Annotated in this window: 21 protein-coding genes; 7 read left to right on the top strand and 14 right to left on the bottom strand. The window is 65.0% G+C overall.

The genetic code is table 11. The features are described from left to right. Nucleotides 1–14 precede the first annotated feature (14 nt). Together ACNA7R_RS01735 and ACNA7R_RS01730 are read right to left on the bottom strand one after the other, a co-directional pair. Nucleotides 15–2,078: a bifunctional metallophosphatase/5'-nucleotidase gene (locus ACNA7R_RS01735; protein ID WP_416281810.1), complete on the bottom strand. Its 2,064-nt coding sequence runs from the start codon at nucleotides 2,076–2,078 to the stop codon at nucleotides 15–17. A 172-nt stretch (nucleotides 2,079–2,250) separates the two neighbouring features. After that, nucleotides 2,251–2,769, bottom strand: a complete 519-nt coding sequence (locus ACNA7R_RS01730; protein WP_416281809.1) for a peptidylprolyl isomerase — start codon at nucleotides 2,767–2,769, stop codon at nucleotides 2,251–2,253. Nucleotides 2,770–2,877: 108 nt separating this feature from the next. On the opposite strand from ACNA7R_RS01730, the gene ACNA7R_RS01725 reads away from it, so the two are divergent. Further along, nucleotides 2,878–3,849, top strand: a complete 972-nt coding sequence (locus ACNA7R_RS01725) for a succinylglutamate desuccinylase/aspartoacylase family protein (protein WP_416281808.1) — start codon at nucleotides 2,878–2,880, stop codon at nucleotides 3,847–3,849. Between the two features lie 7 nt (nucleotides 3,850–3,856). On the opposite strand, the gene ACNA7R_RS01720 is transcribed toward ACNA7R_RS01725, so the two are convergent. Next, complete coding sequence (locus tag ACNA7R_RS01720; RefSeq protein ID WP_416281807.1) at nucleotides 3,857–4,618, bottom strand: SDR family NAD(P)-dependent oxidoreductase; 762 nt, start codon at nucleotides 4,616–4,618, stop codon at nucleotides 3,857–3,859. Between the two features lie 118 nt (nucleotides 4,619–4,736). Further along, nucleotides 4,737–5,147 (bottom strand): DUF5518 domain-containing protein, encoded by a 411-nt coding sequence (locus ACNA7R_RS01715; RefSeq protein ID WP_416281806.1) that lies wholly within the window; start codon nucleotides 5,145–5,147, stop codon nucleotides 4,737–4,739. A 295-nt stretch (nucleotides 5,148–5,442) separates the two neighbouring features. Here ACNA7R_RS01715 and ACNA7R_RS01710 point away from each other — a divergent pair, with 295 nt between their 5' ends. Both ACNA7R_RS01710 and ACNA7R_RS01705 read left to right on the top strand, forming a co-directional pair. Further along, nucleotides 5,443–5,691, top strand: coding sequence for a UPF0175 family protein (locus tag ACNA7R_RS01710; RefSeq protein WP_416281805.1), 249 nt, complete (start codon nucleotides 5,443–5,445; stop codon nucleotides 5,689–5,691). After that, nucleotides 5,678–6,184, top strand: coding sequence for a DUF3368 domain-containing protein (locus ACNA7R_RS01705; protein ID WP_416281804.1), 507 nt, complete (start codon nucleotides 5,678–5,680; stop codon nucleotides 6,182–6,184). Before ACNA7R_RS01710 ends, ACNA7R_RS01705 begins: the two co-directional genes overlap by 14 nt. A gap of 16 nt (nucleotides 6,185–6,200) precedes the next feature. On the opposite strand, the gene ACNA7R_RS01700 is transcribed toward ACNA7R_RS01705, so the two are convergent. Next, nucleotides 6,201–7,283 carry an anthranilate phosphoribosyltransferase gene (locus ACNA7R_RS01700; RefSeq protein WP_416281803.1) on the bottom strand — a complete coding sequence of 361 codons (1,083 nt, stop codon included), beginning with the start codon at nucleotides 7,281–7,283 and terminating at the stop codon, nucleotides 6,201–6,203. Nucleotides 7,284–7,442: 159 nt separating this feature from the next. After that, entirely contained in the window at nucleotides 7,443–7,877 is a 435-nt protein-coding gene (locus ACNA7R_RS01695) for a universal stress protein (RefSeq protein WP_416281802.1), read from the bottom strand. Between the two features lie 226 nt (nucleotides 7,878–8,103). Between ACNA7R_RS01695 and ACNA7R_RS01690 the strand changes: the two genes are divergently transcribed. After that, complete coding sequence (locus ACNA7R_RS01690) at nucleotides 8,104–8,856, top strand: hypothetical protein (protein ID WP_416281801.1); 753 nt, start codon at nucleotides 8,104–8,106, stop codon at nucleotides 8,854–8,856. 62 nt (nucleotides 8,857–8,918) lie between these two features. On the opposite strand, the gene ACNA7R_RS01685 is transcribed toward ACNA7R_RS01690, so the two are convergent. Then, nucleotides 8,919–12,038, bottom strand: a complete 3,120-nt coding sequence (locus tag ACNA7R_RS01685; protein WP_416281800.1) for an FAD-binding and (Fe-S)-binding domain-containing protein — start codon at nucleotides 12,036–12,038, stop codon at nucleotides 8,919–8,921. A 733-nt stretch (nucleotides 12,039–12,771) separates the two neighbouring features. After that, nucleotides 12,772–13,911 (bottom strand): acyl-CoA dehydrogenase family protein, encoded by a 1,140-nt coding sequence (locus ACNA7R_RS01680; RefSeq protein WP_416281799.1) that lies wholly within the window; start codon nucleotides 13,909–13,911, stop codon nucleotides 12,772–12,774. Between the two features lie 207 nt (nucleotides 13,912–14,118). Between ACNA7R_RS01680 and ACNA7R_RS01675 the strand changes: the two genes are divergently transcribed. Continuing rightward, nucleotides 14,119–15,282, top strand: a complete 1,164-nt coding sequence (locus tag ACNA7R_RS01675; RefSeq protein WP_416281798.1) for an acyl-CoA dehydrogenase family protein — start codon at nucleotides 14,119–14,121, stop codon at nucleotides 15,280–15,282. A 64-nt stretch (nucleotides 15,283–15,346) separates the two neighbouring features. On the opposite strand, the gene ACNA7R_RS01670 is transcribed toward ACNA7R_RS01675, so the two are convergent. Both ACNA7R_RS01670 and rdfA read right to left on the bottom strand, forming a co-directional pair. Further along, nucleotides 15,347–17,314 (bottom strand): archaea-specific SMC-related protein, encoded by a 1,968-nt coding sequence (locus tag ACNA7R_RS01670; protein WP_416281797.1) that lies wholly within the window; start codon nucleotides 17,312–17,314, stop codon nucleotides 15,347–15,349. A 72-nt stretch (nucleotides 17,315–17,386) separates the two neighbouring features. Next, the gene (rdfA, locus tag ACNA7R_RS01665; RefSeq protein ID WP_416281796.1) at nucleotides 17,387–17,995 is read right to left on the bottom strand and encodes a rod-determining factor RdfA; all 609 of its coding nucleotides are present in this window, start codon (nucleotides 17,993–17,995) and stop codon (nucleotides 17,387–17,389) included. Between the two features lie 452 nt (nucleotides 17,996–18,447). On the opposite strand from rdfA, the gene ACNA7R_RS01660 reads away from it, so the two are divergent. Next, complete coding sequence (locus ACNA7R_RS01660) at nucleotides 18,448–18,789, top strand: hypothetical protein (protein WP_416281795.1); 342 nt, start codon at nucleotides 18,448–18,450, stop codon at nucleotides 18,787–18,789. A 23-nt stretch (nucleotides 18,790–18,812) separates the two neighbouring features. Here the strand turns inward: ACNA7R_RS01660 and ACNA7R_RS01655 are convergent, their stop codons facing one another. Together ACNA7R_RS01655 and ACNA7R_RS01650 are read right to left on the bottom strand one after the other, a co-directional pair. Further along, nucleotides 18,813–19,481, bottom strand: coding sequence for a DUF502 domain-containing protein (locus tag ACNA7R_RS01655; protein ID WP_416281794.1), 669 nt, complete (start codon nucleotides 19,479–19,481; stop codon nucleotides 18,813–18,815). A 55-nt stretch (nucleotides 19,482–19,536) separates the two neighbouring features. Further along, nucleotides 19,537–20,202, bottom strand: coding sequence for a peptide-methionine (S)-S-oxide reductase MsrA (locus tag ACNA7R_RS01650; RefSeq protein WP_416281793.1), 666 nt, complete (start codon nucleotides 20,200–20,202; stop codon nucleotides 19,537–19,539). A gap of 115 nt (nucleotides 20,203–20,317) precedes the next feature. On the opposite strand from ACNA7R_RS01650, the gene ACNA7R_RS01645 reads away from it, so the two are divergent. Beyond that, nucleotides 20,318–21,217 carry a polysaccharide deacetylase family protein gene (locus tag ACNA7R_RS01645; protein WP_416281792.1) on the top strand — a complete coding sequence of 300 codons (900 nt, stop codon included), beginning with the start codon at nucleotides 20,318–20,320 and terminating at the stop codon, nucleotides 21,215–21,217. Between the two features lie 39 nt (nucleotides 21,218–21,256). Here the strand turns inward: ACNA7R_RS01645 and ACNA7R_RS01640 are convergent, their stop codons facing one another. Together ACNA7R_RS01640 and ACNA7R_RS01635 are read right to left on the bottom strand one after the other, a co-directional pair. Then, the gene (locus ACNA7R_RS01640; protein ID WP_416281791.1) at nucleotides 21,257–22,459 is read right to left on the bottom strand and encodes a carboxylate--amine ligase; all 1,203 of its coding nucleotides are present in this window, start codon (nucleotides 22,457–22,459) and stop codon (nucleotides 21,257–21,259) included. After that, the gene (locus tag ACNA7R_RS01635) at nucleotides 22,452–24,350 is read right to left on the bottom strand and encodes an asparagine synthase-related protein (protein WP_416281790.1); all 1,899 of its coding nucleotides are present in this window, start codon (nucleotides 24,348–24,350) and stop codon (nucleotides 22,452–22,454) included. The genes ACNA7R_RS01640 and ACNA7R_RS01635 overlap by 8 nt, the downstream gene beginning before the upstream one ends. Nucleotides 24,351–25,178 lie beyond the last annotated feature (828 nt).

Genomic DNA, 25,178 nt, shown 5'->3' with positions numbered 1-25,178 from the left:
CGGCTCCGTCGCCCTCAGTCCGACCGGAGTGACGGGGAGGCGGCGTCGATCGTCGCCTTCAGCTTGAAGCCGTCGTAGGCGGCGGCGACGGGTAACTCGAGGAGGTCGCCGTCGGTGCCGGTGTAGCCGTAGTGCTCGGCGTCGGGCTCGAACTCGCCGAAGACCCGCAGCTCCTCGGCGTCGGTGGTGGCGAGGAACTGCTCGAGGTCGCCGGTGTCGTACCCGATCCAGAGGAGGCCGTCCTCGATGTCGACGGAGACGGGGTCCGGGGCATCCTCGTCGACGTCGGCCGTCACGCCGAAGAACGTTTCGACGTCGCCGATCTCGGTCGCCCCCTCGGGGACGTCGAAACAGAGCAACGTCCGGCCGTCCTCCCGACGAACGCCCCGGTGGCTCCCGACGTCCTCGTCGACTCGCAGGATACGGTTCTCGAGTTCGGGTTCGACGGGGCTGTGTTCCTCGACGTACTCCATCAGCGCCGGTCCGAGGACGATCCCGCCCTCCCAGAGCAGCTCCGCGTCGCGGAAGGGGGCGTAGTCCTCCGCGGTATCCTTCAGGTAGTCGGTCGTCGAGACGACGTACGTCTCGTCGGGATCGAGGGGTTCGCCCTCGATGTAGACGTCGCCGACCTCGGGCACCTCGTGACCGCTCCACTCGTACTGGAGGCCGCCGACCTGCTGGCCCTGCTGGGCGCCGAAGGCGTTGTCCGGGAGCGTGTCGATGCGGTTCTCGAGCACCTGCAGGATCTCCTCGCCGGTCGCCTCGAAGACGACCGCCTCGTTGCCGAACGGGAGGATGCCGAGCACGTCGCCTGCGGTGAGTTCGCCCGGCCCGTACGTCGTGTTGGTCCGGATCCCGCCGCCGTTCTGGAAGGCGACCTGCGCGTCGGGGTGTAAGTCGAGCATCGTGTCCGTGATGAGGTTGCCGATCAGGGCTTCGCGACCGTAGGTGATCGAGCCGGAGGTGTCGAGTTCGACGGCCGTCTCGCCGATCGTCTCCGAGAGTTCGTCGTCGAGGTCGTCGTACTGGGCCTCGATGCGCTCCTTGAACTCCGGATCCGGCTCGGTGTCCTCGTCTAAGTCGATGCGCTCCCAACTGACGAGGTTTCCCTCCGAGTCCAGCGTCATCACGCCGAGGTGGAAGTAGGCGTAGCCGACCTCGCTGATGACGGTTCCAGCGTGCTCCTCCGCGGCGTCCATCGTGTAGTGAGAGTGCGAGCCGAATATCGCGTCCAGCCCGTCGACCTCCTCCGCAAGTTCGAAGTGGGTCTCGTGAGGCGTATGCGACGAGCAGACGACGACGTCGGCGTCCTCCTCCTCCCGGAGCAGCTGGGTCATCTCCTGGGCCGTCTCGACGGGATCGCGCTGCTCGTAGTCGTCGGGATAGTCCGTGATCCCGTGGAAGCCCCGCAGGACGACGTTGAAGAGGCCGACCGTGAGGTCGCCGATCTCGAGGGTGGTGTATCGCTCGGTCTCCGGGAACAGGTCGCCCTCGGGCGTGTACAGCGCCGAGTTCAGCCACGGGAACTCGCTGTCGGCGAACCGTTGCTCGGCGGTCTCGACGCCGTAGTCGAAGTCGTGGTTGCCGACCCCCGCGGCGGTGAGATCCATGTCGTTCATGAAGTCGATCTTGTGCTCGCCCTCGGTGAAAAACGAGATCGTCGACGAGCCGAGTTCGTCCCCGTTCGCGAGGAAGACGGCGTCCTCCCGGTCCGCGAGTTGCTCCTGAACCACGTTCCAGTACCGCGCGATGTTCGGCTCGCCGGGCTCGCCGATCTCGCTGTGAGTGTGGAGGTCGTGGACGATGGTGACGGTGTCGCCCTCGGGCTCGTCGGCCGCGACGCCGGAGACCTGCGAGCCGAGCGTCAGCGCGCCGGTGGCTGCCGCGGTCGCCCCCATGAACGTTCGTCGCGTGTGGGTTCGCCCGCAGCCGCAGTCCGATTCGACCTCCGCGGGCTCTTTCGGTCGGAGGTCGCCGTCGTCCTCGACCGCGTACACCTGACTCCGTTCGCTCGCCGGTTCGCCCCGCCTCGCTCGAGCGGCCGTTCGCCGCCCGCAGTCCGACTTGTCGGAAGACATCGGTCGATTATTGAAAATCATCCGTGAAAGTAGTTCTCATACACGGTCCGTTCCTAATCCAATCGACACGGCGGGTGAAGCAACTCGCTCGAGTAACGTATCAAACCGGCGGAGTCGCGGCTCGAAACTGCAGAAACGACGGTGCGCGGAACGAGAGAAAACGCTCGAGTCGCTACTCGTAGTCGACGGAGACCGACTCGAGGACGATGTCCTCGCGCGGGCGGTCGTTGGCGTCGGTCTCGACGTCGCCGATCTCTTCGACGACGTCCATCCCGTCGGTGACCTTGCCGAAGACGGCGTGGCGGTCGTCGAGGTGGGGCTGGGCGTCGAGCGTGATGAAGAACTGCGAACCGTTGGTGTCGGGCCCGGAGTTGGCCATCGAGAGGATGCCAGCGTCGTCGTGGCGCAGTTCCTCGTGGAACTCGTCGTCGAACTGGTAGCCGGGGCCGCCACGACCGGTTCCGGTGGGGTCGCCGCCCTGGATCATGAAGTCCTCGATGATCCGGTGGAAGACCACGTCGTCGTACAGCGGCTCGCCCTCGACCTCCTCGCCCGTCTCGGGGTCGGTCCACTCCTGGCCGCCCGTCGCGAGTCCGACGAAGTTGTCGACGGTCCGTGGCGCGCGCTCGTCGTAGAGTTCGACCTCGATGTCGCCCTTGCTCGTGTGCAGGGTTGCAGTAACGTTGCCCATACCTCGGCCGACGGCCGGACGGGTGAAAACGGTAGTGGTCTCGGAACGGAACCCGACGGTGTAACCGCCTGCCGCAAGTACATACTACCCGACGAAGAACGGACGACCATGACCGCCGGAACGCACACGGCCGAGAAGGTGACGCTCGCACGACTGCCGTCGGGCGTCGAGATCACGACGACGGTACACACCTACGACGGCGCCGACGACGGGCCGACGCTGTACGTCCAGGCCGCCCAGCACGGCCGCGAGATCAACGGCACCGAAGTGCTTCGCCGGTTCCACGATCGACTCCCGCTCGAGTCGCTGTCGGGACGGATCGTCGCCGTCCCGGTCGCGAACCCGCTGACGTTCGACCGGGTCTCCTACACGACCCCGGAGATCATCGACAGCGTCAACCCGAACATGAACCGGGTGTGGCCCGGTAACGCCGACGGTAGCCTCCACCAGCGCATGGCCGCCCGGCTCTGGGAGTACGTCGGCGACGCCGACGCCGTCATCGATCTCCACACCGGGAGTCCGGAGATGCTCCCCCACGTCGTCTTCCTCGAGGGTGACGCGGAGTCCCGCGCGCTGGCCGAGGCGTTCGGCACCGATCTCCTGCTGTCGGAGGAGGCCGACGACGAGGCGAGCGAGGAGTGGCACCGGCGGGGCTTCGCCGGCAAACTGCGGGTCGCAGCCGCAAACGAGGGGATCCCCTCGATCACGCCCGAACTGGCCCACAACAAGCAGATCCTCGAGGACGCCGTCGATCTCGGCGTCGACGGGCTGCTCGACGTCTGCCGTCAGCTCGGACTGCTTCCCGGGGAGGTTCCCGCGCGCGAGCAGACGCTCGCCAGGAACCACCTCGGGCAGGTCGTTACCGACCACTCGGGGCTGTTCCGGCCGGATCCCGCCCTCGAGATCGGCCAACCCGTCTCGGAGGGTGACGTCCTCGGAACGGTGTACGATCCGGCGACCTACGAGGCGCTCGAGGAGGCCGTCGTCGGCCGGGAGGGGCTGTTGTACACGCTCACGCAGGAAGCGACCGTCTCGGCGGGGGACAAACTCGCCAGCGTCGCGCTGATCCGCGAGGAGTGAGCGACGGTCAGCAGGTCGAAAACCCGCCGTCGACGACCAGCCCGTGGCCGCTGACGAACGAGGCCTCGTCGCTCGCGAGAAACAGGATCGCGTCGGCGACCTCCTCGGGTTCGCCGAGCCGCTTCAGCGGGTAGTCTTCGGCCATCGCCTCGCGGGCGGCCTCGGGATCGTCCTGCGCGGCGAGGTACTGCTCGAGCAGCGACGTATCCGTAAAGCCCGGACAGACGGTATTCGCCCGAACGCCGTAGGGACCCGCCTCAGCGGCGATCGCTCGCGTGAGGTTGAGCACGGCGCCCTTGCTCAGCGAGTAGGCCGCCTGCTTCGGTAGCCCGAGGATGCTCGCCAGCGAGCCGACGTTGACGATCGACCCGTGACCCTGCTCTTTCATATGAGGGAGGGCGGCGTGACAGCCGTTCCAGACGCCCTTGACGTTGACGTCGATGACGAAGTCCCGGATCGAGTCGTCGGTCTCCTCGAGCCGCGAGGAGGGATGGCCGGTTCCGGCGTTGTTGACGACAATATCGAGCCCGTACTCCTCGGCGACGGCGTCGACGACCGCGTGGAACGTCTCGCTGTCGGTGACGTCCAGGTCGTGAAACTCCGCCTCGGCGCCGCCGTCGGCGAGTTCGTCCGCGACCGCCTCCCCGCCGTCGCTGTCGATGTCGGTGACGATCACCCTGGCTCCCTCGTCGGCGAAGCGTTCGGCCGTCGCGCGTCCGATTCCCGACGCCGCTCCCGTGATGAGGGCCGTCTCGTTCTCGAGTCGCATACGGCGATACTCGGACGCCCGTTATATAAATTCGTTCGTCGTCAGGAACGGATTCGAAATCAGTGTTCAGAGTAGACGCCTGTTTTCCAAACGGTGGTAGGTTCACAGCGCGCGGTCGTCAGAGCTCCTCCTCGACAGAAACCCCGATAACACCGCCGAGAGCACCCAGTCCGACGGTGTATATCGCGACGAAGAACAGTCCGACGAGCCCGAGAATACCGAATGCCGCCGGCGTCCCGCCGAAACCGAGGAGAAAGAGCAAGAAAAAGCCGATAAGAGCGATCGGGAGCAGCGCGACCAGCCCCGCGAGCGCGCCGACCTTCAGTCCGTCGTCGGTATCACCGCCCTCGAGGTAGCCGGCGACGGCACCCCCGAGCACCGGCGACAGCGGGACGAACGAGAGGACGATCCCGACGGCGCCGCCGATGACGGCGTTAAGTGCGGTACTCGTGCCACGCCCGGGATCCTGTTCGTCGACCGGCGGCGGCGTCGAGTTCTCGAGCGACGGCGGCGGGTCGTCGGGAGCCATACGCCAACTAGTAGTCGATATTTTATATATCTACCTGTCAGGTCGACGGAGTTGACTGATCGAACTCCGACGAGGACGCCAGTCGTCACGTTCCGACCGCCAGCAGGCTCGACCGAGACGGCTCCTTGTGCGAGTTCGAAGGGAACCCCTCGGCTCAGAACTCGCGCAGTTCCTCGAGCGTCGCCTGGGCGCTGCCGTCGGCGATCACGGTCGAGACGTCCGGGCTATCGACGCTCTCACGACTGCTGGCGAAACCGAACGAACGTTTATCCGGCGTTCTTCCGTACTGCCTACTATGGCGGTAATCGAAATCCCGGAAGAAGTCTACGACGCGCTTCGTCTTCCGGAGGAGGAGCGAGAGGGAGTCATGCGCGAGGAACTCGCGTGTTCGCTGTACGACCGAGGAATCCTTTCGTTCGGCAAGGCTCGAGAACTCACGGGGGTATCGAAGCGGGAGTTCGGCGAACTCCTCGGTGAACGCGGTATCGAACGACACTACACCGACGAGGAGCTAGCCGAAGATCTCGAGTATGCCGAACGATAAACTCGTCGTCGCCGATACCTCGCCGCTTCTCAATCTCGCGCTGATCGATCGCCTCGAGTTACTCCGTTCGCAGTTCCGGTCGATCACCGTTCCGAAAGCGGTCCGCACGGAGCTGCTCGCCGGAGAAGACGGGCACGAACGGCTCGAGTCACTTCTCGAGAGCGAGTTCGTGACGACTGCTCAGCCACGGCGGACCGATCTCGTTCGGGAGCTTCGGGCGGAGCTCGACGGGGGCGAGGCCGCCGCGATCGCACTGGCAATCGAGCGCGAGGCCGAACTGGTGTTGATCGACGAACGGGACGGACGACAGGTAGCGCGCCGTCACGACCTTCAGGTGACGGGTATCGTCGGGATACTGCTCAAGGCTGCCAGACACGATCGAATCGAACTCGAGCCGGCGCTCGATTCGCTTCGTGACGTCGGCTTCTGGATCGGCGACGAGTTGTATCAGCAGGCAATCGATGCCGTCGACGACGGTCAAGACGGAACGTGATTCGTGAATCGGCGTTTCAGAACTCGCGCAGTTCCTCGAGCGTCGCCTGGGCGCTGCCGTCGGCGATCACGTCGCGAGCCCGCTCGAGCCCCTCCTCGAGGGTGGCGACGTCCTGGCGGGCGTACATCCGGAACGCGCCGTTGAGCGCGATAGCGTCCGCGAAATCGTCCTCGCGCTCGCCGGCGAGGACCGCCTCGGTGATCTCGGCGGAGTCGGCCCGGACGTCGTCGACCGCGAGATCATCGCTCTCCATTTCCATGCCGTACTCGGCGGTTTCGATCTCGTAGTCCTCGAAGGATTCCTCGCCGTCCTCTCCCTCGCGGTTCCATTCGGCGACCTTCGTGTACCCCGGTCGAATGTCGTCGTACCCCTCCATTCCCTGGAAGAAGATCGCCCGCGAGTAGTCGAGCCGTTCGCTTTCCTTGAGGAGGTCGGTCAGCTTCTTCGCGAACGCGAGGTGGTAGAAGGAGCCGAGGTGGACGTCGGCCTCGGCGGGGTTGGCGACCGTCTCGATGGTGTTGACGAACGTCCGGACGCCCATCTCGTCGCGTCGCTCGAAGAGGTCGTGGACGCCGGGGTTGAACGCGGGCTGGTAGTAGAAGCCGAAGCCGGTCTCGTCGACCATCTCCGCGCTCTCGGTCGGCTCGAGGTCGGTCCGGACGCCGAGTTCGTCCAGCACGTGCTTGTAGGCGGTCTCCTTCTGGGTCGGGACACCGTCGCCGGAGTGGACGACGACCGGCGTGCCGGCGGCTGCGGCGACGACGCCGGCGCCAACGCCGAGCAGCGCGGACGTATGCTTGCCGTCGTAGTTCGCGCCGCAGTCGACCGGGTCGGCGTCGGGTTCAGCCGTAACCACCGACTCCTCGCGCATGACGTCGGTGTACGCCGCCAGCTCCTCGGGGGTGTTTCGCTTCCAGCGGTTCGCCAGCCAGAACGCGCCGAGCGTCGTCTCTTCGGGCTCGCCGGCGAGGATGCGCTGGAACGCCTCGCGGGCCTGCTCGCGGCTCATGTCGTCGGCCGATTTGGGGCCGGAGCCGACGACCTCGGTCAGCAGCCGTTTGAGCGGCCACTCGCCGAACGCATCGGACGGTTGAGTCATAGGCCGCCGTTGGCGAAGCGGGCGCAAAAGGCTCCCGTTTCCGGCGCTTTTCCGGGGCCGTCTCCGACGTCGGGCGACACAAGCGAGCCGGAACGGGCCTCGCTCTCGAGGCATCTTCGCGGTCCGTGACCGTACTGCGGGACAGCTCCGGGAGCCGTCTCAGCGGACGATCGTCACCGGGATCGGCGAGCGGCGGGTGACGGTCTCGGCGACGCTGCCCAGCAGGATGCGACTCGCGCCCGAACGGCCGTGGCTCCCCATGACGATCGCGTCGACGTCGTGGTCGATCGCGTAGTCGACGATCGATCGGGCGACCGCGCCGGTGACCCACTCCGTCTCGATCTCGGCACCCTGCTGGGCAACCGCGTCGCTGGCTTTCTCGAGCAGCTTTTGGGCCTGCTGCTCGTAGTTCTCCTGAATCCGTTTGTAGTCGGTCGTGACGCTACCCTCGATCCCGGTCCCCGCGTAGAACTTCCGTGGATCGACAACGTAGAGCGCCGTGATCGTCGCCTCGGGGTGGACCTCGAGAGCGTACTTGAGGGCCTCGCTCGAGCGTTCCGAATCGTCGATCGGGACGAGTACGGTGGATCTCATGTCACACCCTACGAGAAGCAGCGTGATAAACCGAATTCTCGAGCGCTGACCGGTCGACGGCTCGCTCGAGTCGACGCACTGACTCGCACTCCGTCCGTCGGTTGGTTCCTCTTTTGACATTTCTGACGAGTAATATTCGGATTAAACGTATATGGTTCACAGAATATATCGATCGGTTGTATCCATAGATTATTTTACACTGTCTTGGTAACGTATCTCTCGCCGTATGACACGAAACAGATCGCGTCGAGCAGTACTGGCGGGGGCGGGCGCTGCAGTTGCCGGACTCGTGGGGATCGGATCCCAGGTGGCTGCCGACGGACACGACGTGTCGGTCGTCATCGAGTCGGTGACGCCCGAACAGGACCTCATCGTCCTGCGCAACGAGGGGGAGTCGACCGTCGATCTCTCCGGCTACATCGTCGACTGGCTGTACAACAACCCGGACTACGACCAGTCCGACTCGCTACCGAGCGGAACCGAGATCGAAGCGGGAGGAGAGCTCCGTATCACCTCGGGATACTACGACACCGAGGCCGACGTCACCTACGACTACGCCGCCGGGCGGATCAACAACGATCACACGAACGTGATCGCCCTCTACACGCCGAGTCGGTCCAACGCTGTCTCCGTCTACGACACGTCGACTGGGGAGACCGAGCCCGACGATCCCGTCGACGACCCCGAGGACGAGGAGCAACCGGAGGACGAAGAGCCCGAAGACGAGGAACCAGAGGACGAAGAGCCCGAAGACGAGGAACCGGAGGACGAAGAACCCGAAGACGAAGATCCCGAAGACGTCGAAGAGGAACTCGACGAGCCGGAGCCCGAGCCCGAGGACGAAGAGACCGAAAAGAAAGTCGAACGCGAGGAAGACGACTGTCCCGAGGAGGAAGCGAAAAAGGAAGAACCCGAAGAGGACGACTGTCCAGAGGAAGAGAAGAAGAAACCCGAGCCTGAGGAAGAGGACGACTGTTAACCGGGTAGCGCGATGCGCTACCGGGCGGTGACTTTTTGCAGCGAGGACGGCTCGAGCGGGGGCTACCGGAGCGCCGCGTCGACGAGTTCGATCGGCGTCGGGGGCTCCTCCGTGTCTCCGTTGCGGTTCTGCAGCTGGGTGCGACAGGAAGCGCCGGGCGCGACGACCCGCTCGCCGGGGCTTTCCTCGACCTGGTCGTACAGCACGGCGGCGATGGCGTCGCTCATCGAGCCGTGTTCGGCCTCGTAGCCGAAGCTGCCGGCCATGCCACAGCAGCCCGAGTCGAGGGGGTCGACGGCGTACCCGGCCCGCCGGAGGACGCCGACCGCGTGGTGATCCTTTGCCGTCGCCTTCTGGTGGCAGTGGCCGTGGTAGGTCAGCGACTCCGCGGGGGCGTCGAACGCGAGCCGTTCGTCCAGCCGGAACGTGTCGATGTACTCGCAGATCCCGTAGCTCGCCTCTGCCAGGGTTCGGGCCTCCTCGTCGGAGAGCAAGTCGAGGTAGTCCGACTGGAGCATCACCGCGTCGGAGGGTTCGATCACGACCACGTCCCACCCCTCCTCGACCAGCGGGGCGAGCGCCCGGACGTTCTCGCGGGCGGTCTCGCCGGCCCGCTCGAGGAACCCCTTCGAGAACGCGGGTCGGCCCGTGTCGTCGAGGTCGTCGGGTACCTTGACGGGGACGCCCGCGGCCTCGAGGACCCGAACGGCGGCCTTCCCCGCCTCGGGGTGGCTGTAGTTGGTGTAGGTGTCGGGGTAGACGATCGCCTTCCGGTCGGCGCCGCGCTCGGGAATGCGCGAGCCACCTTGCGCTTCCAGCGCTCGCCGTTCCGAGGTAGCTGCGCCACCTCGCTCTTCGAACCAGTCTCGGAACGTCATCGGCCGGAACGACGGCAGCGGTCGGCTCGAGTCGATCCCGATCGTCGCCTCGAGCAGTTTGCGGGCGCCGGGGAGCTTCGGGGCCGCACTCGAGAGCAGCGGGAACTTCGAGCCCCACCTCGAGAGGGTCGAGACGTTCGCGAAGAGCCGATCCCGAAGCGACGAGCCGTTTCGCTCGTGGTACTCGTGGGTGACCTCGGCTTTGAGTTTGGCCATGTCGACCTCGCTGGGACAGTCGATCGCACAGCCCTTGCAGCCGATACAGAGGTCCATCACCTCCTCGACGAACTCGTCGGAGAAGGCCTCTCCGGGCGCTAAGTCCCCACTCATGGCCTGGCGGAGCGCGTTCGCCCGACCGCGCGTGCTGGTGATCTCCTCGTGGCTCGCCCGGAACGTCGGACACATCACGCCCCCGGTCGTGGACTGCTCGCCCCGACAGCCACCGCAGCCGTGACAGAGTTCGACCATCCCCTGGAACCCGTTGTCGTTGTCCCACTCGAGGGTGGGCTCGAAGCCGGGTTCGAACTCGTAGTCGGGACCGAAGCGGTGGTGCTCGGTCATGTCGGTGGGGTCGTCGTCGCGGAAGACGACCTGGCCGGGATTCAGGAGCCAGTCGGGATCGAACGCCGTTTTCAGCTCCTGGAAGGTTTCCCACAGCTCCTCGCCGTACAGCTTGCGGTTCCACTGGGTGCGGGCGCGGCCGTCGCCGTGCTCGCCCGAGACCGAGCCGTCGTACTCGACGACCAGATCCGTGACGGCGTCGGCGATCGACGACATCTCCTCGAGCCCCGCCTCGGTCTTCGTGTCGATCAGCGGGCGGATGTGGAGGACGCCGGGGCCGGCGTGGGCGTAGAAGCTGGCGTAGGTGTCGTGATCCTCGAGTACGGCCTGGAAGTCCGCGACGAACGCCGGGAGGTTCTCCGGCGGGACGGCGGTGTCCTCGAGGAAGGCGATATGCTTCTCGTCGGTCGTCCGCGAGAGCAAGATTGGGAGCCCGGACTTGCGCAGCTTCCAGATCTGGCTGCGGCTCTCGGCGTCGTGGGCCTCGATCGCGTCGAAGGCTCGTCTCTCCTCGTCGGCGACGACCCGCTTCTCGGGAGGATCGATCTCGCCGACGGGATCCACTGACGGACAGCGGTCCGCGAGCAGGTTCGCGACTCGTCGCTTTCCGTCGGCGTCGTTCTCGGCGTAGAACTCGACGATGAGGACCGCGCCGGTCCCCTCGGGCAGCATCTCGGTGACGGACGCGAACTCGGCGGTGCCCCGCGCGAGGTCGATCAGCACGTCGTCGATGACCTCGACCGCGGCCGCGTCGTGATCGACGATCGACGCCACGTCGTCCATCGCCTCGAGGACGGAGTCGTAGGCGAGCAGCGTCATGCTCTTCTCGGCGGGGATCGGCTCGAGCGAGACGGTCGCCTCGGTGACGATCGCGAGGGTGCCCTCGCTGCCACAGAGCAGCTTCGCGAGGTTGACCGTCCCACCCTCGGCGTCGGGTTCGCCGACACCCCGCGCCCCGCCTCGAGCGTCCTCGACCAACCAGTCCAGGTTGTAGCCGGAGACGTTGCGCTTGAGGTCGGGGTACGTCTCCTCGATCAGGTCGCCCCGCTCCTCGAGGATCCGAACGACTTCGGCGTAGATCGCCGCCTCGAGGTCGTCGCCGTCGGCAAGTTCGGGCAGGTCCTCGAGGGCGACCTCCCCGAACCGGGTCCGGGTGCCGTCCGCGAGGACGACCTCCACCTCCTCGACGTAGGCGTCGGTCTTGCCGTACTGCAGGGAGTGAGCGCCCGTCGAGTTGTTCCCGATCGCGCCGCCGAGGGCGCTCTTGTCGCCCCAGGCGGGGTCGGGCGCGAACTTCAGGCCGTGGGGCTCGAGGCCCTCGTTGAGGGTCTCGAGGTAGATCCCGGGCTGGGCGGTCGCCCGGCGGGCGTCGGGGTCGACGTCGACGACGCCGTCCATGTACAGCGTGAAATCGAGGACGACGGCCTCGTTGACGGTCTGGCCGGCGAGACTCGTCCCGCCGCCCCGCGGCAGCACCGGGATCCCCCGCTCGGCGCAGTACTCGACGGTCGCGGCGACGTCGCCGGCCGAGCGCGGGAAGACGACCGCGACCGGGGTGACCTCGTAGATGCTCGCGTCGGTCGCGTACAGCTCCCGGGAGTAGGAGTCCGCACGGACATCGCCCTCGATCAACCGACCGATGTCCTCGACCAACGCCGGCCGATCGACGTCGTCGCTCCGGTAGTCGAAGTCGGCTCTGGGATCGTCGGCGGGACCCGATCCGGAAGGTGGCGTCGTCGTCATAGCGGCGTTCGGGGTTCGTCCGCGCTGAGCGTTGCTGTCGCGATACTCGAACGACCGCCGAGAACCGCAGGGGGACGGTCACCGCCGCACTCGAGGGAAGGTCGAACGGCCATCATCCGACCATGAGTGGACTCCGCATATAGTTGCTGGGCTAGAGGACGGTGTTTCGCCCGGTCCCGGAACCCGCTCGAGCGGGATCGCGCGACCGACCGGGTGGTCTCTCGTAGCGATACGGGACGTTTGCGTCTACAGCCCGAGACAGTAGGCCGCAGAGTCCCGCCCTCGCGATGGGTTCGAGGATTCGACCGGTCCGTTCTCGTCGACACTGCCAGTGCAGACGTCGGAACGTTGTGCGAGCGCGAGCCCCACCGTCCGACCGGGCCGAACGATCCCGGAATCACCAGTAGTTCTGAAGTCCCGGATAAAATATGTGAAAGGGGAACAGAGGAGTGGAGCCGGTTTTTTGTGATCGATGCACTCGAGGTTCACGCTGACTGTCGAACTTCGACGGTTTGTACCGGAGATTCGAGGTAGCGAGCTTCGCTCCTCCGTCAACGTCCGATGAGAATAAGTATATGCTATCGTAGATATAGCCATAAATATCGTATAGTTTATCTGTATTTTAACCGAGTAGGTATTGATCGGATTTCACCTTACGATATCGGAAACGAGTTCATAGCGCCGTCGAGGACGTCCCGAGCCGGCTCGGATCGAGTCCCCTCCGCGAGAACACCTACAGGAGTCGATCGGCGATGATGTTCTTCTGGATCTCGCTCGTTCCCTCGTAGATCTTCGTGATCCGGGCGTCGCGGTAGTACCGCTCCGCGGGGTAGTCCGTGACGTAGCCCGAGCCGCCGTGGACCTGAACGGCCTCGTCGGCGACGTCGACCGCGTGTTCGGAGGCGAACAGCTTCGCCATGCTCGAGAACCGCGCGGCGATCTCCTGGTTACCCTGCTCGACCTGGGTCGCAGCGCGGTAGGTCAGCGACCGGGCCGCCTCCACGTTCGTCGCCATCTCGGCGAGTTTGTGCTCGATCGCCTGGAACTCCGCGATCGGCTGGTCGAACTGCTCGCGTTGTTGGGCGTACTCGAGCGCCGCGTCCAGCGCACCCTGAGCGGCACCGACGGCCTGGGCAGCGACGCTGGTGCGACCGGCGGCGAAGAACTCCATCAGCTGATAGAAGCCCCGATCTACCTCGCCGATGACGTTCTCTTCGGGGACGCGGACGTCGTCGACGATGACCTCCGCGAGATCCGACGCTCGAATTCCGAGCTTGTTGTCGATCTTCTCGGTCTGGATCCCGTCGGAATCCATCTCGACGAGGAAGGCGGTGATACCGCGGTGGCCCTCGTCGGGGCTCGTCTTGGCCATCAGGACGCCGACGTCGGCGACGGTGCCGTTGGTGATCCACATCTTGTTCCCGTTGAGGACGTAGCCGTCCGCATCCTCTTCGGCCACCGTCTCGATCCCCGCGACGTTCGAGCCGTGGGCGGGTTCGGAGATCATCGAACACGACGCCGTTTCGCCGTTGGCGATCTTCGGGAGCCACTCTTCTTTCATCCACTCGTCGCCGAACTCGAGGATCATGTTCGTCCCGAACCCCGCGGAACCGACCGCGGAGCCGATCCCGGGATCGGCCCGCCACAGCTCCTCGGTGACGATCGTCGAGGAGAGCTTGTCCATCCCCGCGCCGTCGTACTCGAGGGGAATCCCCGGTGCGACGAAGTCGTACGTCGCCGCCTCCCTGCGGATCTCCTCGGGGTACGTGCAGTTCCGGTCGTACTCCTCGGCGACCGGCTCGATCTCGTTTTCGCCGAACTCGCGGACGGCCTCGCGGATCGCGCGGTGCTCGTCGGACAGAGCGAATGCCATATCCGGAAATAGGAAGCTACGTACAAAATATCTTCGCCGATACCGAACATCGTACAGACAGTGCGGAACAACTGAGAACAGTGTAAGATAAATCGGATCGAGGCGTCGCTCGAGCATCTCTCGTGGATCGAACGAACGAAACCCGTTCTCGGCGTGTGATAGAATGCGTACCACAATACCTATTGGGTCGTTGGCGTACTATCCGGTATGCTGGATTTCGTCCAACTCGAGGCCGAACTCGACCAGGAGGAGCGGATGATCCGGGACACGGCCCGGGAGTTCGTCGAGGAACACGTCAAACCCGACATCGGCGACCACTTCGAGGCCGGAACCTTCCCCGAGGAGCTCATCCCAAAGATGGGCGAGCTCGGCTTCTACGCGCCGAACCTCGAGGGGTACGGCTCGCCGAACGTCTCCGAGACGGCGTACGGACTCCTGATGCAGGAACTCGAGGCCGGCGACTCGGGGCTGCGCTCGATGGCCTCGGTCCAGGGCGCGCTCGTGATGTATCCGATCCACGCCTACGGCAGCGAGGCTCAGAAGGAGGAGTGGCTCCCGGCGATGGGCCGGGGCGAGGCGATCGGCTGTTTCGGTCTCACCGAACCCGAGCACGGCTCGAACCCCTCGGCGATGGAGACGTACGCCGAGGCCGACGCGGACGGCTACGTCCTCAACGGCTCGAAGACCTGGATCACGAACTCGCCGATCGCCGACGTCGCGGTCGTCTGGGCCCGGGATCGCTCGAGCGAGGACGACCCCGTCCGCGGGTTCCTGGTCGAGACCGACCGGGACGGCGTCTCGACGAACAAAATAACCGAAAAGCTCTCCCTTCGCGCGTCGATCACGGGCGAGATCGGGCTCAACGACGTTCGAGTACCCGAGGAGAACGTCCTGCCCGGCGTCTCGGGGATGAAGGGGCCGCTGTCGTGTCTCACGCAGGCCCGCTACGGCATCGCCTGGGGTGCGGTCGGGGCCGCCCGCGACTGCTTCGAGGAGGCCCGCGCCTACGCCACCGAGCGCGAGCAGTTCGGCGGTCCCATCGGTCGCTTCCAGCTTCAACAGGAGAAGCTCGCGGAGATGGCGACCCAGATCACCCTGGCCCAACTGCTGGCCTACCGGCTCGCCGACCTCAAGGAACGGGGAGAGATGCGTCCCAAGCACGTCTCGATGGCGAAGCGCAACAACGTCCGAACGGCCCGCGACCAGTCGCGGGTCGCCCGCGAGATGCTCGGCGGAAACGGGATCACGACCGACTACTCGCCGATGCGCCACATGGCGAACATGGAGACGGTCTACACCTACGAGGGAACGCACGACATCCACACGCTCGTCCTCGGCGAGGAGCTGACGGGCTTTCAGGCGTTCACGTAGCGGTGACGATCCGCGTCGGTTGATCCGCCTATCGCCGAAAACGGCGTCCGCTCGAGCCGAACCGCTAGATCTCGGTGACGACGTCGTGGCTCTGTGCGAGCTGTTCGGCGTCCTCGTCGAGCAGCGCCACGACGAGGTAGGGTGCGTACGACTCGAAGTACTCGACCAGCGCCGTGATCCGCTCGGCGTCGATCGCCTCGAGGGAGTCGAGCAGCATGAACGGCACCGTCTCGTAAACGTCGTGGACGAGATAGCCCGCCAGCGCGAAGACCAGTCCCGTCACCTCGCGTTCACTCTCGCTTAAGTGTTCGATCGCGTCCTCGTAAGCTGCGCCCTCCTCGGTGCTGCGGACGATCTTGAGGTCGAAGGAGGACCGCGACACCTTCCGGCGACCCTCGCGGACCTCCCGCGTGGTTCGGTCGATCCAGATCCGATCGAGGTTGCTGTACCCCAGCGTCTCGAGGAGGTTCTCCATGTGCTCGTTGAACGCCTCGACGGCGTCCTCCTCGATCCGATCGATGCGGGTGCGCAGATCGGTTAACTCCTCGGTCGCTTGCTCGCGGCGGCTCTCGAGGCCCTCGCGCTCGTCGAGTCGCTCCTCGACGTCGGCGATCTCGTCCTCGATCTCGTCGCGCTCGCGCTCCTTGCGCTCGAGTTCGAACTCGAGCTGGTTGACCTCGCGGTGTTGCTCGAGGATGTCCTCGGAGCCGTCGCTCTCGAGGTCGTCGATCTCGCTCTCGAGGTCGTCGATCTCCTCGGTGAGCGCCTCCCGATCCTCGGTGAGATCGTCGATCCGGCCGCGCCGGCGGTCGATCTCGTCGTCGATCGAGTCGAGTCGACGGTCCGCTCGGTCGTACTCCGTTCGGTTCTCGTCGATCTCGGTCAGCGTCGCCCGCTTCTCGTCGAGTTCGTCGTCGATCGCCGAGCGCTCCTCGAGTCGGTCCTGGTGGACCCCGCGGAGCTGCTCGAGCGTGCTCTCGATCTGTTCGGTAGCGACCGACGAGCCGCAGGTCCAGCAGGTGACCGTCTCGGAGTCGCTGTCGGCCAGCAGCTGGTCGGTGACGGCGCCGCCGTCGTGCTCGTGATCGCCGTCGCCGAGGAACTCCCCGGCCTCCTCGAGCAGCCGTTCGTTGAACTGCACCGTCCGCTGGAGCTGCGAGATCTCCTCGTTGAGATCGTCCTTCTGGGCCTGCAGCGAGTCGATCTCGGCCTCCAGCCGGCCGACGTCGACGTTCTCGCCCGTCGAGAGCTCCTCGAGCTGGGTTTCGACCTCCTCGCGCTCGTCCTCGAGGGCCTCGATGCTCTCGCGCTCGGTGTCGATCCGGTCGCGGGTGCGCTCGAGCTCCGATCGCGTCTCGCGCAGCTCGTCGAGTTTCGTCTCGAGTTCCGAGCGCTCCTCGCGGCGGGTCTCGACGTCGACGTTCGTCGCCTCGAGCTGTGCTTCGGCCTCCTCGAGCTCCTCGCGGAGCGACTCGATCTCGTCGCTCACTCGGGTTCGCTTCGCCTCGAGGTCGGGAAGCCGATCCTCGAGATTGTCGAGTTCGTCGAGCTCGGCGTCGATACGCTGCTTTCGCTGCTCGAGTTGCTGGATCTCGGCTTTGATCGCGTCGGTGTCGACCGGACGCATGATCAGGTCCCGCAGTTCGTCGCCCCGTGCGACGGCTCGGCGGGCCTCGTTGGACTCGAGCAAGAACGCGAACAGATCCGCGATCTCCGGATCCTCGAGATAGGGGTCGCCGTCGGTGACGACGGTTCCGTTCCGTCGATGGAGGGTCTGGCGGTACCGCTCGTCGCCGAACTCGAGGACGGCCTCGCCTTCCGTCGCGTCGGCCTTGAGACTCGCCCGGTCGCTGCCGAGCGCGGCCATGATTCCCTGGAGCAGCGACGTTCTGTTGGTCGCGTTTCGGCCGGAGAGCACGGTGATCCCCTGCTGGAACGAGACGGTCGTCTCCTCGATACCGCCGATGTTGCTCACCGAGAGCGTCGCCTGACCGGGAGTCTCTCGGTCCGATACGTTCTGGCTCGTCTTCATACAGCCGGGTAGCGCGGCCGGACAAATAGGTATTGTCCATTCACCTCCCATCGCGGCCGGATTCGGCTCTCGTCAGGCCGAGCAGTCGCAGGCCCGCTCCTCGAGGAGTTCGCGGACCGTATACTGCTGCTGGCACTCCTCGCAGGTCACCGTCACGGAGACGAGCACGTCGAACTCGCCGATGTCGACGACGTCGTTGCGTCGCAGCTGGGCGATCGTATCGCCCGTGACCGCCTCGGTCCGGTTCTGAAGCGCGCCCAGTTTCTCCTCGGCTCGCTCGAGCCGTTCCTCGTCGCTCGGCGTCGCGAGTTCGGCCTCGAGACACTTGGTGAGGTGGTTGTAGACGGTCTGATGGGAGACGAAGTCCGACTCGACGTCGTCGACGGGGACGCCGTCGCGCTCGAGTTCGTTGCGCGTCTGGACCCGCGTCCCGCTCGTGACGTCGTCGGCGCTGAGCAGCCGATAGGTGTTCTCGATCTCCCCTTCCTTGTACGAGACGCCGGCGGTCTCGAACGCCGCCTCGAGGACCCGCTGGTTGACGATCGTCGCCAGCTCTCGAGTGCTGTACTGTTCGTCGCCCGTACCGGTCCAGTACGAGACCAGATCCTCGTCGAGCCCGGAGAGCGAATACTGTTCGGCCACTCGACCGAGCTTACAACACGCCGCGTCACGGTCAGCCATTGGTACGGCGAACGGCGTACCGAGCAAAAAGCGTTCCGAGACCGCAATCTGTTTACATAGGTATGTCCGTAATCCCGACTGGAAGATCGACAGAAAGTACCAGATTGGTATAATAGTAACATAGTAGAGAGCTATAGACAAACAGCTGTAGTAGAACGGTGACCGAACGTACGAGATCGAGGAAAAATAAATATTCGTAAACATGCCATTAATTGTAATATTAACCTGGTGTATTGAGTCTGTTTACCCCCTTTTTCGGATAGCTGTAGATATTTCCCGTCACTCGATCAGTCAATCGGAGTATGGTGACAGTATATCAGGTTCATACTACAGATAGAGGTTATAATACATGTACCATAATATCAGCTATAGTGGTATTTCACGGGGTGGGTTGTCGAAGCACGTCACACTGGGTCCGCGAGTTTATGTATCAAACCGAGGCCAACCGGGGTATGACAGACCGAACGAACCTGTCACGACGAACCGCCCTCCGAACCGCCGGCGCGCTCGGGATCGCTTCGATCGTCGGCTCGAGTGCGGTCGGTGCGCAGTCGGAGCCGACCGCGAGCGAGGGCGTCGACCAGTATATCGGCGTCGTCGATCGGATCGTGGACGGTCGACACGTCGTGATCCTGCTCGAGGAGGACAACCGGGTGGTCGACCAGCTCGTCGTCGACGTCGACGAGTTCGAGGAGATCGCCGAGCGGGACGTTTTGCTCGTCGTCGTCGAGAACGGAGCGCTTTGCAGCTACCGGCACCTTCCGGAAAAGCCCGAGAGCACCGGTCGACCCTGACCGAGAGGCGGACGAGACGGACGTTACGACTTCGGGCTGCGTTTCGAACGGGGTTCCTCACGGGCAGCCGTTTCGTCGTCGCCGCCGAACCCGGCGCTGATGATCCGCGTCAGCGCCGACTCGGTGCTTTCGTCGAGTTCGGTGACGTCGTCGGGGTCGGCCTCGAGTACGAACCCCGTCGAGATGTTCGGCGCCGTCGGCAGGAACAACATCACCCGGTCGTCCGCGGTCTGGTGACCGGTCTTGAACGCGGTCATTCGGATCCCGCGCCAGATCTCGAGTTTGACCGGGCCCTGGACCGACTCGGAGCCGACCGTCACCTCGGTCGTCGTCTTCGAGGCGTTGTAGACGAGTCGCAACCCCGGCACGCGGTTCGCGGCGCGGTCGAGCCAGGCCTCGAACAGCTCGCCGGCCGTCGTCCGCGCGAGGTGGCCGAGCAGGTACATCAGTCCGGCGACGATCGAGAGCACGATGACGACGCGCAACAGCCCCGCGACGACCTCGCGTGCGCGGTCGCCGACGCCGGGGAGGATCGGCTCGAGGACGGCGCCGTCGAGCAGCATCGTCGGAACGAACGTCGAGACGAACGAGTAGAGCACGTAGACGAGAAACCCCGTGATGGCGATCGGAACGAGGACGACGAGTCCGCGCCCGAAGTCCCCTTTCCACGTGCTCGGATCGGTTCGTTCCACACACACGGGTAGACGCCTCGTCCTATGAATAGGTTTAGATCGCGATCGAACGGAATCAAAGCGTCCGTCGGAGCTCCGCGAGAAGCGGTGCCGGCAAATCCAGCCCCGCCAGCAGCGTCTCGCGCTGGCTCCGATCGCCGTGTCCGGCCGCGAACCCGTTCAGCCGCGCGACGATCGTCGAGTCGACGAACGCGTCGCCGTACAGCGCCTCGAGTCCGTCCCCGACGGTCGGCCGCGAGCGGAGTTCATACTTCTGGTGGGACGGCTCGGCCGAGTAAAACGCCGAGAGCCGTTCAACGGCGGTCGCCGGCGACCGCCCGGTTCGCTCCGCGAGCGCGGCTCGCTCCCGACGGGCGATCTCGTACTGATCGTCGTCGTGGGCGAGGACGACGCTTCGGTACTGCCGTTTCGGTGCGCTCGAGTGCCAGTCGTGGTTCGTCCAGAACGTCTCGAGGAGGTCCTCGTAGGACAGCAACTCGGGGTCGTAGGCGACCCGGACGACCTCGGTGTGATCGCCTAGCGCGAAGTAGGTCGGGTCCGGCTCGGTTCCGCCCGCGTAGCCGACCCGCGTCCGGTCGACGCCGCAGAGCGCGCCGAAGCGGGCGTCGGGTCCCCAGAAGCAGCCCATCCCGAACGTCGCCGTCTCGGTCGCCTCCGGGAGGTCGAGAGGGGCGTCCTCGAGTAACGCCGGCTCGTCGGGCGCGGACTCAGTCGGTTCCATACTCGCTCTTCGGCCCGAGACTGATGGGGCTGTCGCCGTCCACCGGGTGGGTCCGTGTCCGTCGGCACGTGCAGCCCCTAGTTCCTTGCTCCTCGTCGGTGGCTCTCCGAACGCTATGGGAACAGTTGACGTAGCGATCGGCGTCGACGCGGACTGTGTCGCCGGCTGGCTCGGCTCGTACGGCGGCGAGGACTCGCCCGCGGACCTCTCTCGAGGCCTGTCGGCTGGAAGCGAGGGGATCCCCCGGATGCTCGCGCTGTTCGACGAACAGGACGTCGAGACCTCCTGGTACGTCCCGGGACACACGATCGAGACCTTCCGCGACGAGATCGAAGCCGTCGCGGCCGCCGGCCACGAGCTGGGCGTCCACGGCTACTCCCACGAGAACCCGACCGACCTCTCGCGGGAGCAGGAAGACGAGATCCTCGAGGTCTCGATCGAGCTGATCGAGGACGTCACCGGTTCGGAGCCGGTCGGCCACCGCGCCAGCTGGTGGGAGTTCAGCGAGAACACGCCGGAGCTCGTCCAGAAGCACGGCTTCGACTACGACAGCAGCCTGATGGAACGACAGTTCGAGCCGGGCTGGATGCGCGAGGGCGACAGCTGGGAGCAGATCGACTACGACAAGGATCCGGAGACCTGGATGGAGCCGTACCAGTACGGCGAGGAGACCGACGTCGTCGAGATTCCGATCAGCTGGTACCGCGACGACATCCCGCCGATGCTGTTCATCAAGCAGCCGGTCTACCACGCCGGCTACAAGGATCCCGAGATGATGTACGAACAGTACTACAAACGGCAGTTCGACTACCTCTACAACCGCCGCGGAGCGGGCGTCTACACGTTTACGATCCACCCCGATCTCCACGGACTCCCGCACATGATCCCGCTGTTCGAGGAGTTCATCCAGTACGTCAAGAGTCACGAGAACGCGCAGTTCGTCACCCTCGAGACGGTCGCCGAGCGGTTCAGGGACGATCCGTCGGTGTACGAAAGCGAGAGCAACTACGTCTGACGGGTGGTCCTCGAGAGCGGTCGGCGTCGACGGCGTCGGTCAGCCGAGCCGTCGCCCGACCGCGTCCTCGAGTTCGGTCCTGACCTGGCGGACGATCGGCATCGGGTCGTCGCGGTGGAGGAAGTCGAACGATCGATCCTCGACGCACGATTTCGCGATCTCGCCGGCCCGTCCCGCGAGCGAGGGCCGTTCGACGAACGGCGACTCCTCGCGGGCGACGCTGACGAGGTGCTCGAGTTCGCCGTAGAGGTAGTGCGTGCTGACGCCGGTCTCGTAGGAGGGATCGATCAGTTCGCTGCGACCGGTGGCGGCGAGCCAGTACCAGGCCGGGAAGTCCGCGCCCGCCTTGACCGCACAGGCCAGCGACTGCCACATCCGGGGGTTGATCTCGACGATCGAGAACTCGCCGGTCTCGGCGTCCTCGATGTACTCGATGCAGGCCAGCCCGTGCCACTCGAGTTCGTCGAGGATCGCCCGGCCCGCCTCCTCGAGTTCGGGGATGTGGACCGACTCGCGGTAGACCCCGCCGCTGCCGGTGTAGGAGTCGCCGCGAAGCTGGCGATGCTGGAAGGTGCCCAGCGCCTCGCCGTGTTCGTACAGCGCGCCGAAGACGTACTCGCCGGCGCCCTCGACGTACTCCTGGACGATCGGCTCGTGGCCCATCTTCTCGATCAGCGCGTCGGTGTCGGGCGTCTCGCCTGGTGCGATGTGCTCGACGGATTTGGCGATCTTCGAGTCCTCGAGTTCGAACTCCTCGAGGTAGGCGTCGGTCAGCAGGTTGTACCGGGACTTGACGATCCGGTTGTCGCTCCAGTCCTCGACCTCCGAGAGCAGTTGCGTCTCCGGGATCGCCACGCCCGCGTCGGTCGCGATCTCCGCGAGTCGCTTGCGGTCGTGGACGTTGCGGAGCATCTCCATCGGCGGCACGACGAGGTCGACGTGGCGATCGAACGCCTCGTACTCCCGCGAGAGGATGTACGTGTCGTGCGGGCGGTGCGGTATAATGGTACGAACGTCCGGGCGGGCGGCCAGGCCGAGCAGCGCGTCCCGGTAGGCCGGCAGGTTGCTCGGCGGCGGCACGAGCGCGGCCTCGTCGCAGTACCGCGAGGCAGTGACGCTGAGATTCGGATCGTCGACCGCGGCGATCGTGTACACGCCCTTCGACCCCAGCGAGCGGACCGAGGTGTAGCCGTGTGGATACCGCGATGCGGGGATGACGACCGCGTCGCGTTCGTCACTCAACGTCGATCACCCGTGATTGACGGTACCGCGAGGCGTTCGGGTTCGTTCGAGTCGAATCGGTCGTCTCGGAATCGGTGAGGTAGTCGGTGACTGGCATCGTCAGTACGGTCAACAGCGTGTAGAGCTCTCCGACACGATCCTCGTCGTGGCAGTGGGTGTGATACAACCTACGAATCGCGTCCGCGTTCGGGCCGGGAAACGCGTCGGCCAGGTGACCGCGCTGTTCGAGGACCTCGCCGGTGAAGTCGAACGACCGGAGGAGTTCGGCGTCGTCCAGCCAGGGACCGTCGGTCAGGTACGGTTTCGGCGGCGTCCGGTTGGTCACGTGCTTTCGCCAGAACTCCAGGAAGTGTTCGCCGGCGTACTCCACCGGGAACGACCGCGAGAGCGAGACGCCGGTGCTGGCGTGTGGAATCGCCGCGAGACCGGGGTCGAGACGGGTGACCGCCTGACCGATGAGGTCTCGGCGGAGCTTGTACCGAGGCGGCATCGACAGCGAGAGATCGAGCAGCCGATTGTCGAGGAACGGCGATCGGTACGGAAGCATCCGACGGAGATCGCTGTGGAACCGCATATCGTCGTCGTTCGAGAGCGGATAGCAGTCGCCGTAGTAGACCACGTCCTCGAGCGACTCGTAGGTGACGCCGTGGTGGACGATCCGATCGCCGTCCCGGTAGATGTTCGACTCGAGGATCGTGCGGAGGTCGGTCGGCATCTCGAGGTCGTCGGACGCGGTCTCGAGCAGCAGGTCGATGTACTCGTCGACGGTGTCGACCGGGCGTTCGATCGGTACCGTCATCGAACCCAGCGGGCCGAGCGAGACGTGCGGCGACGGCACGCCGTACTTGCCGAACAGGGAGTCGCTGTACAGTCCCGACAGCAACCCGTCGACCCGGTCGGTGATCTCGGTTTCGAACCCGCTCGTGTACGGCTGGCTGAACCAGCCGTTGAACGAGTCGGCCCAGCGGTTTCGCTCGAGGGCGCCGATACGGTACTCGGGCCCGCGCTCGAGCAGTTTGAACTCCGCGCCGGCCTCGAGGGCCACCCGCTCGGCGATGCGCGCCTCGCGGTTCATCCAGTCGTTCATGTGGAACGCGGTGGCGTTGTCGAGGGCGGCGAGGACGAGCCGGGAGTCGCTACCCCCCGACAGCAAGACGCCGTACTCGCAGTCTGTGTGTGTCCACTCGTCGACGACGGTCTGAAACCGGTCGGTGAACTCCTCGACGAACCACTCGAAGGATTCGTCGCGCGGCCGATACCGGGGTCGCCAGTACTGGTCGGTCTGAACCGATCCGTCTTCGAGCGCGATCGACGTGATCGTTCCCGGCTCGAGCTTTTCGACGCCCTCGAGGGGCGTCTTGACGCCGAACGTGCGCCGAAACGCGAGATACTCGTGGAGGTACGCCGGGTGGTACGCAGTGTCGACGGCCGGATGGAACGGAACCAGCTGGACGTTCGTCGAGAAGACGATCCGGTCGTCGTCGGTCCGCGTCCAGTAGACCGGAACCGTTCCGAACCGATCGGTACAGAGCGTGAAGTGCCGTTGCTCTCGATCGTAGAGCAACAGCGTGTAGTTCCCGTTGAGTCCCTCGAGGAACTCGAGTCCTTTCCGTTCGTACAGCGAGAGACAGTACTGTGCGGGGTCGATGTCGGCGGGTCGGGGCTCGTAGCCACCGGACCGACCCATACTGCCGGCCTCGTAGCCGTAGACGTCGCCGAGCAGCCAGCAGCGAACCGACTCGTTTTCGGCACCCGTCGACTGGCCCGACGAGTGACACTCGTTAGGATCGGTTGCGATCGCGACGTGGTCGGTTCTGTACTGGATCGCCGGCTCGGACGGAAGCCACTGATCGAACGTCCCCCCGGACAGCGACCCGTCAGCACAGACCACACCGTGCGTATACCTCACGAAAGATCACCTCAGCTCCGGATCGGCGACACCGGCCCGGCCGATCGGTAGCAGTCGGTACGTGGAGACTGGCAACATCACAGTCAGGGGAAATCTATTCTGACTGTTTATTATAGCGTCGGTAAGGATCACCCGCTGCGAGATCGGTTCGGAGACGGATCGGTACATCCGCAGTCACGAAACGGTGAGTTCGCTAATCGACCCTCGAAAAACGCTTAACCAACTGTTAACCGATCTGACGGGAGAGCTACCGTACCGTCGCGATTCGGATCGAACTGTTGCAACGACGGGCGAAACGGACAGAATGAGACACTCACTCATACCAGTTCGACTAGTGATAGCTATCGAGTACCCGAGTCGTCCGAGTTATCGACGGCTTTCCCTCGAGATACTGCTCGCCGACCGGAGCGATCCGGTACTTCCCCCGGTCGACCCGTTCGACCAGCCCCTGTTCGGCCAGCGCGTTCAACCGTCGGCTGACCGCCTCGCGGCTTCGGTCGATGTTGAGTGCGATGATCGACGGCGAAAGGACGAGCCGTGACGTTCGAAGCGTCCGAAGGAATTCAAAACACTCTCACGCTGGTCATGAGCAGATATTCTCTGACCGGAACACAAGTAGCACCAAGGTATTGCAGTTCACCGACCTGCAAAAGTTGGTGGAATAACACTACTCCACAGGTGGTACATAACAGTTACTCCTCTCATTGGGAGAGATTGTCTGGGACAGACGAGTATGTGGCGAAGTTCTAACTTCTGGTAGCCAAATGTAGTTTTATGCTTCAATCAGCGAGTTGCGAATGTCTTCAATGG

Origin of the sequence: Natronococcus sp. (assembly GCF_047921035.1) — an archaeon.
Lineage (GTDB): Archaea > Halobacteriota > Halobacteria > Halobacteriales > Natrialbaceae > Natronococcus.
The sequence above is the reverse complement of the archived record's forward strand: the minus strand, read 5'-3'. Positions and strand labels throughout refer to the sequence as shown.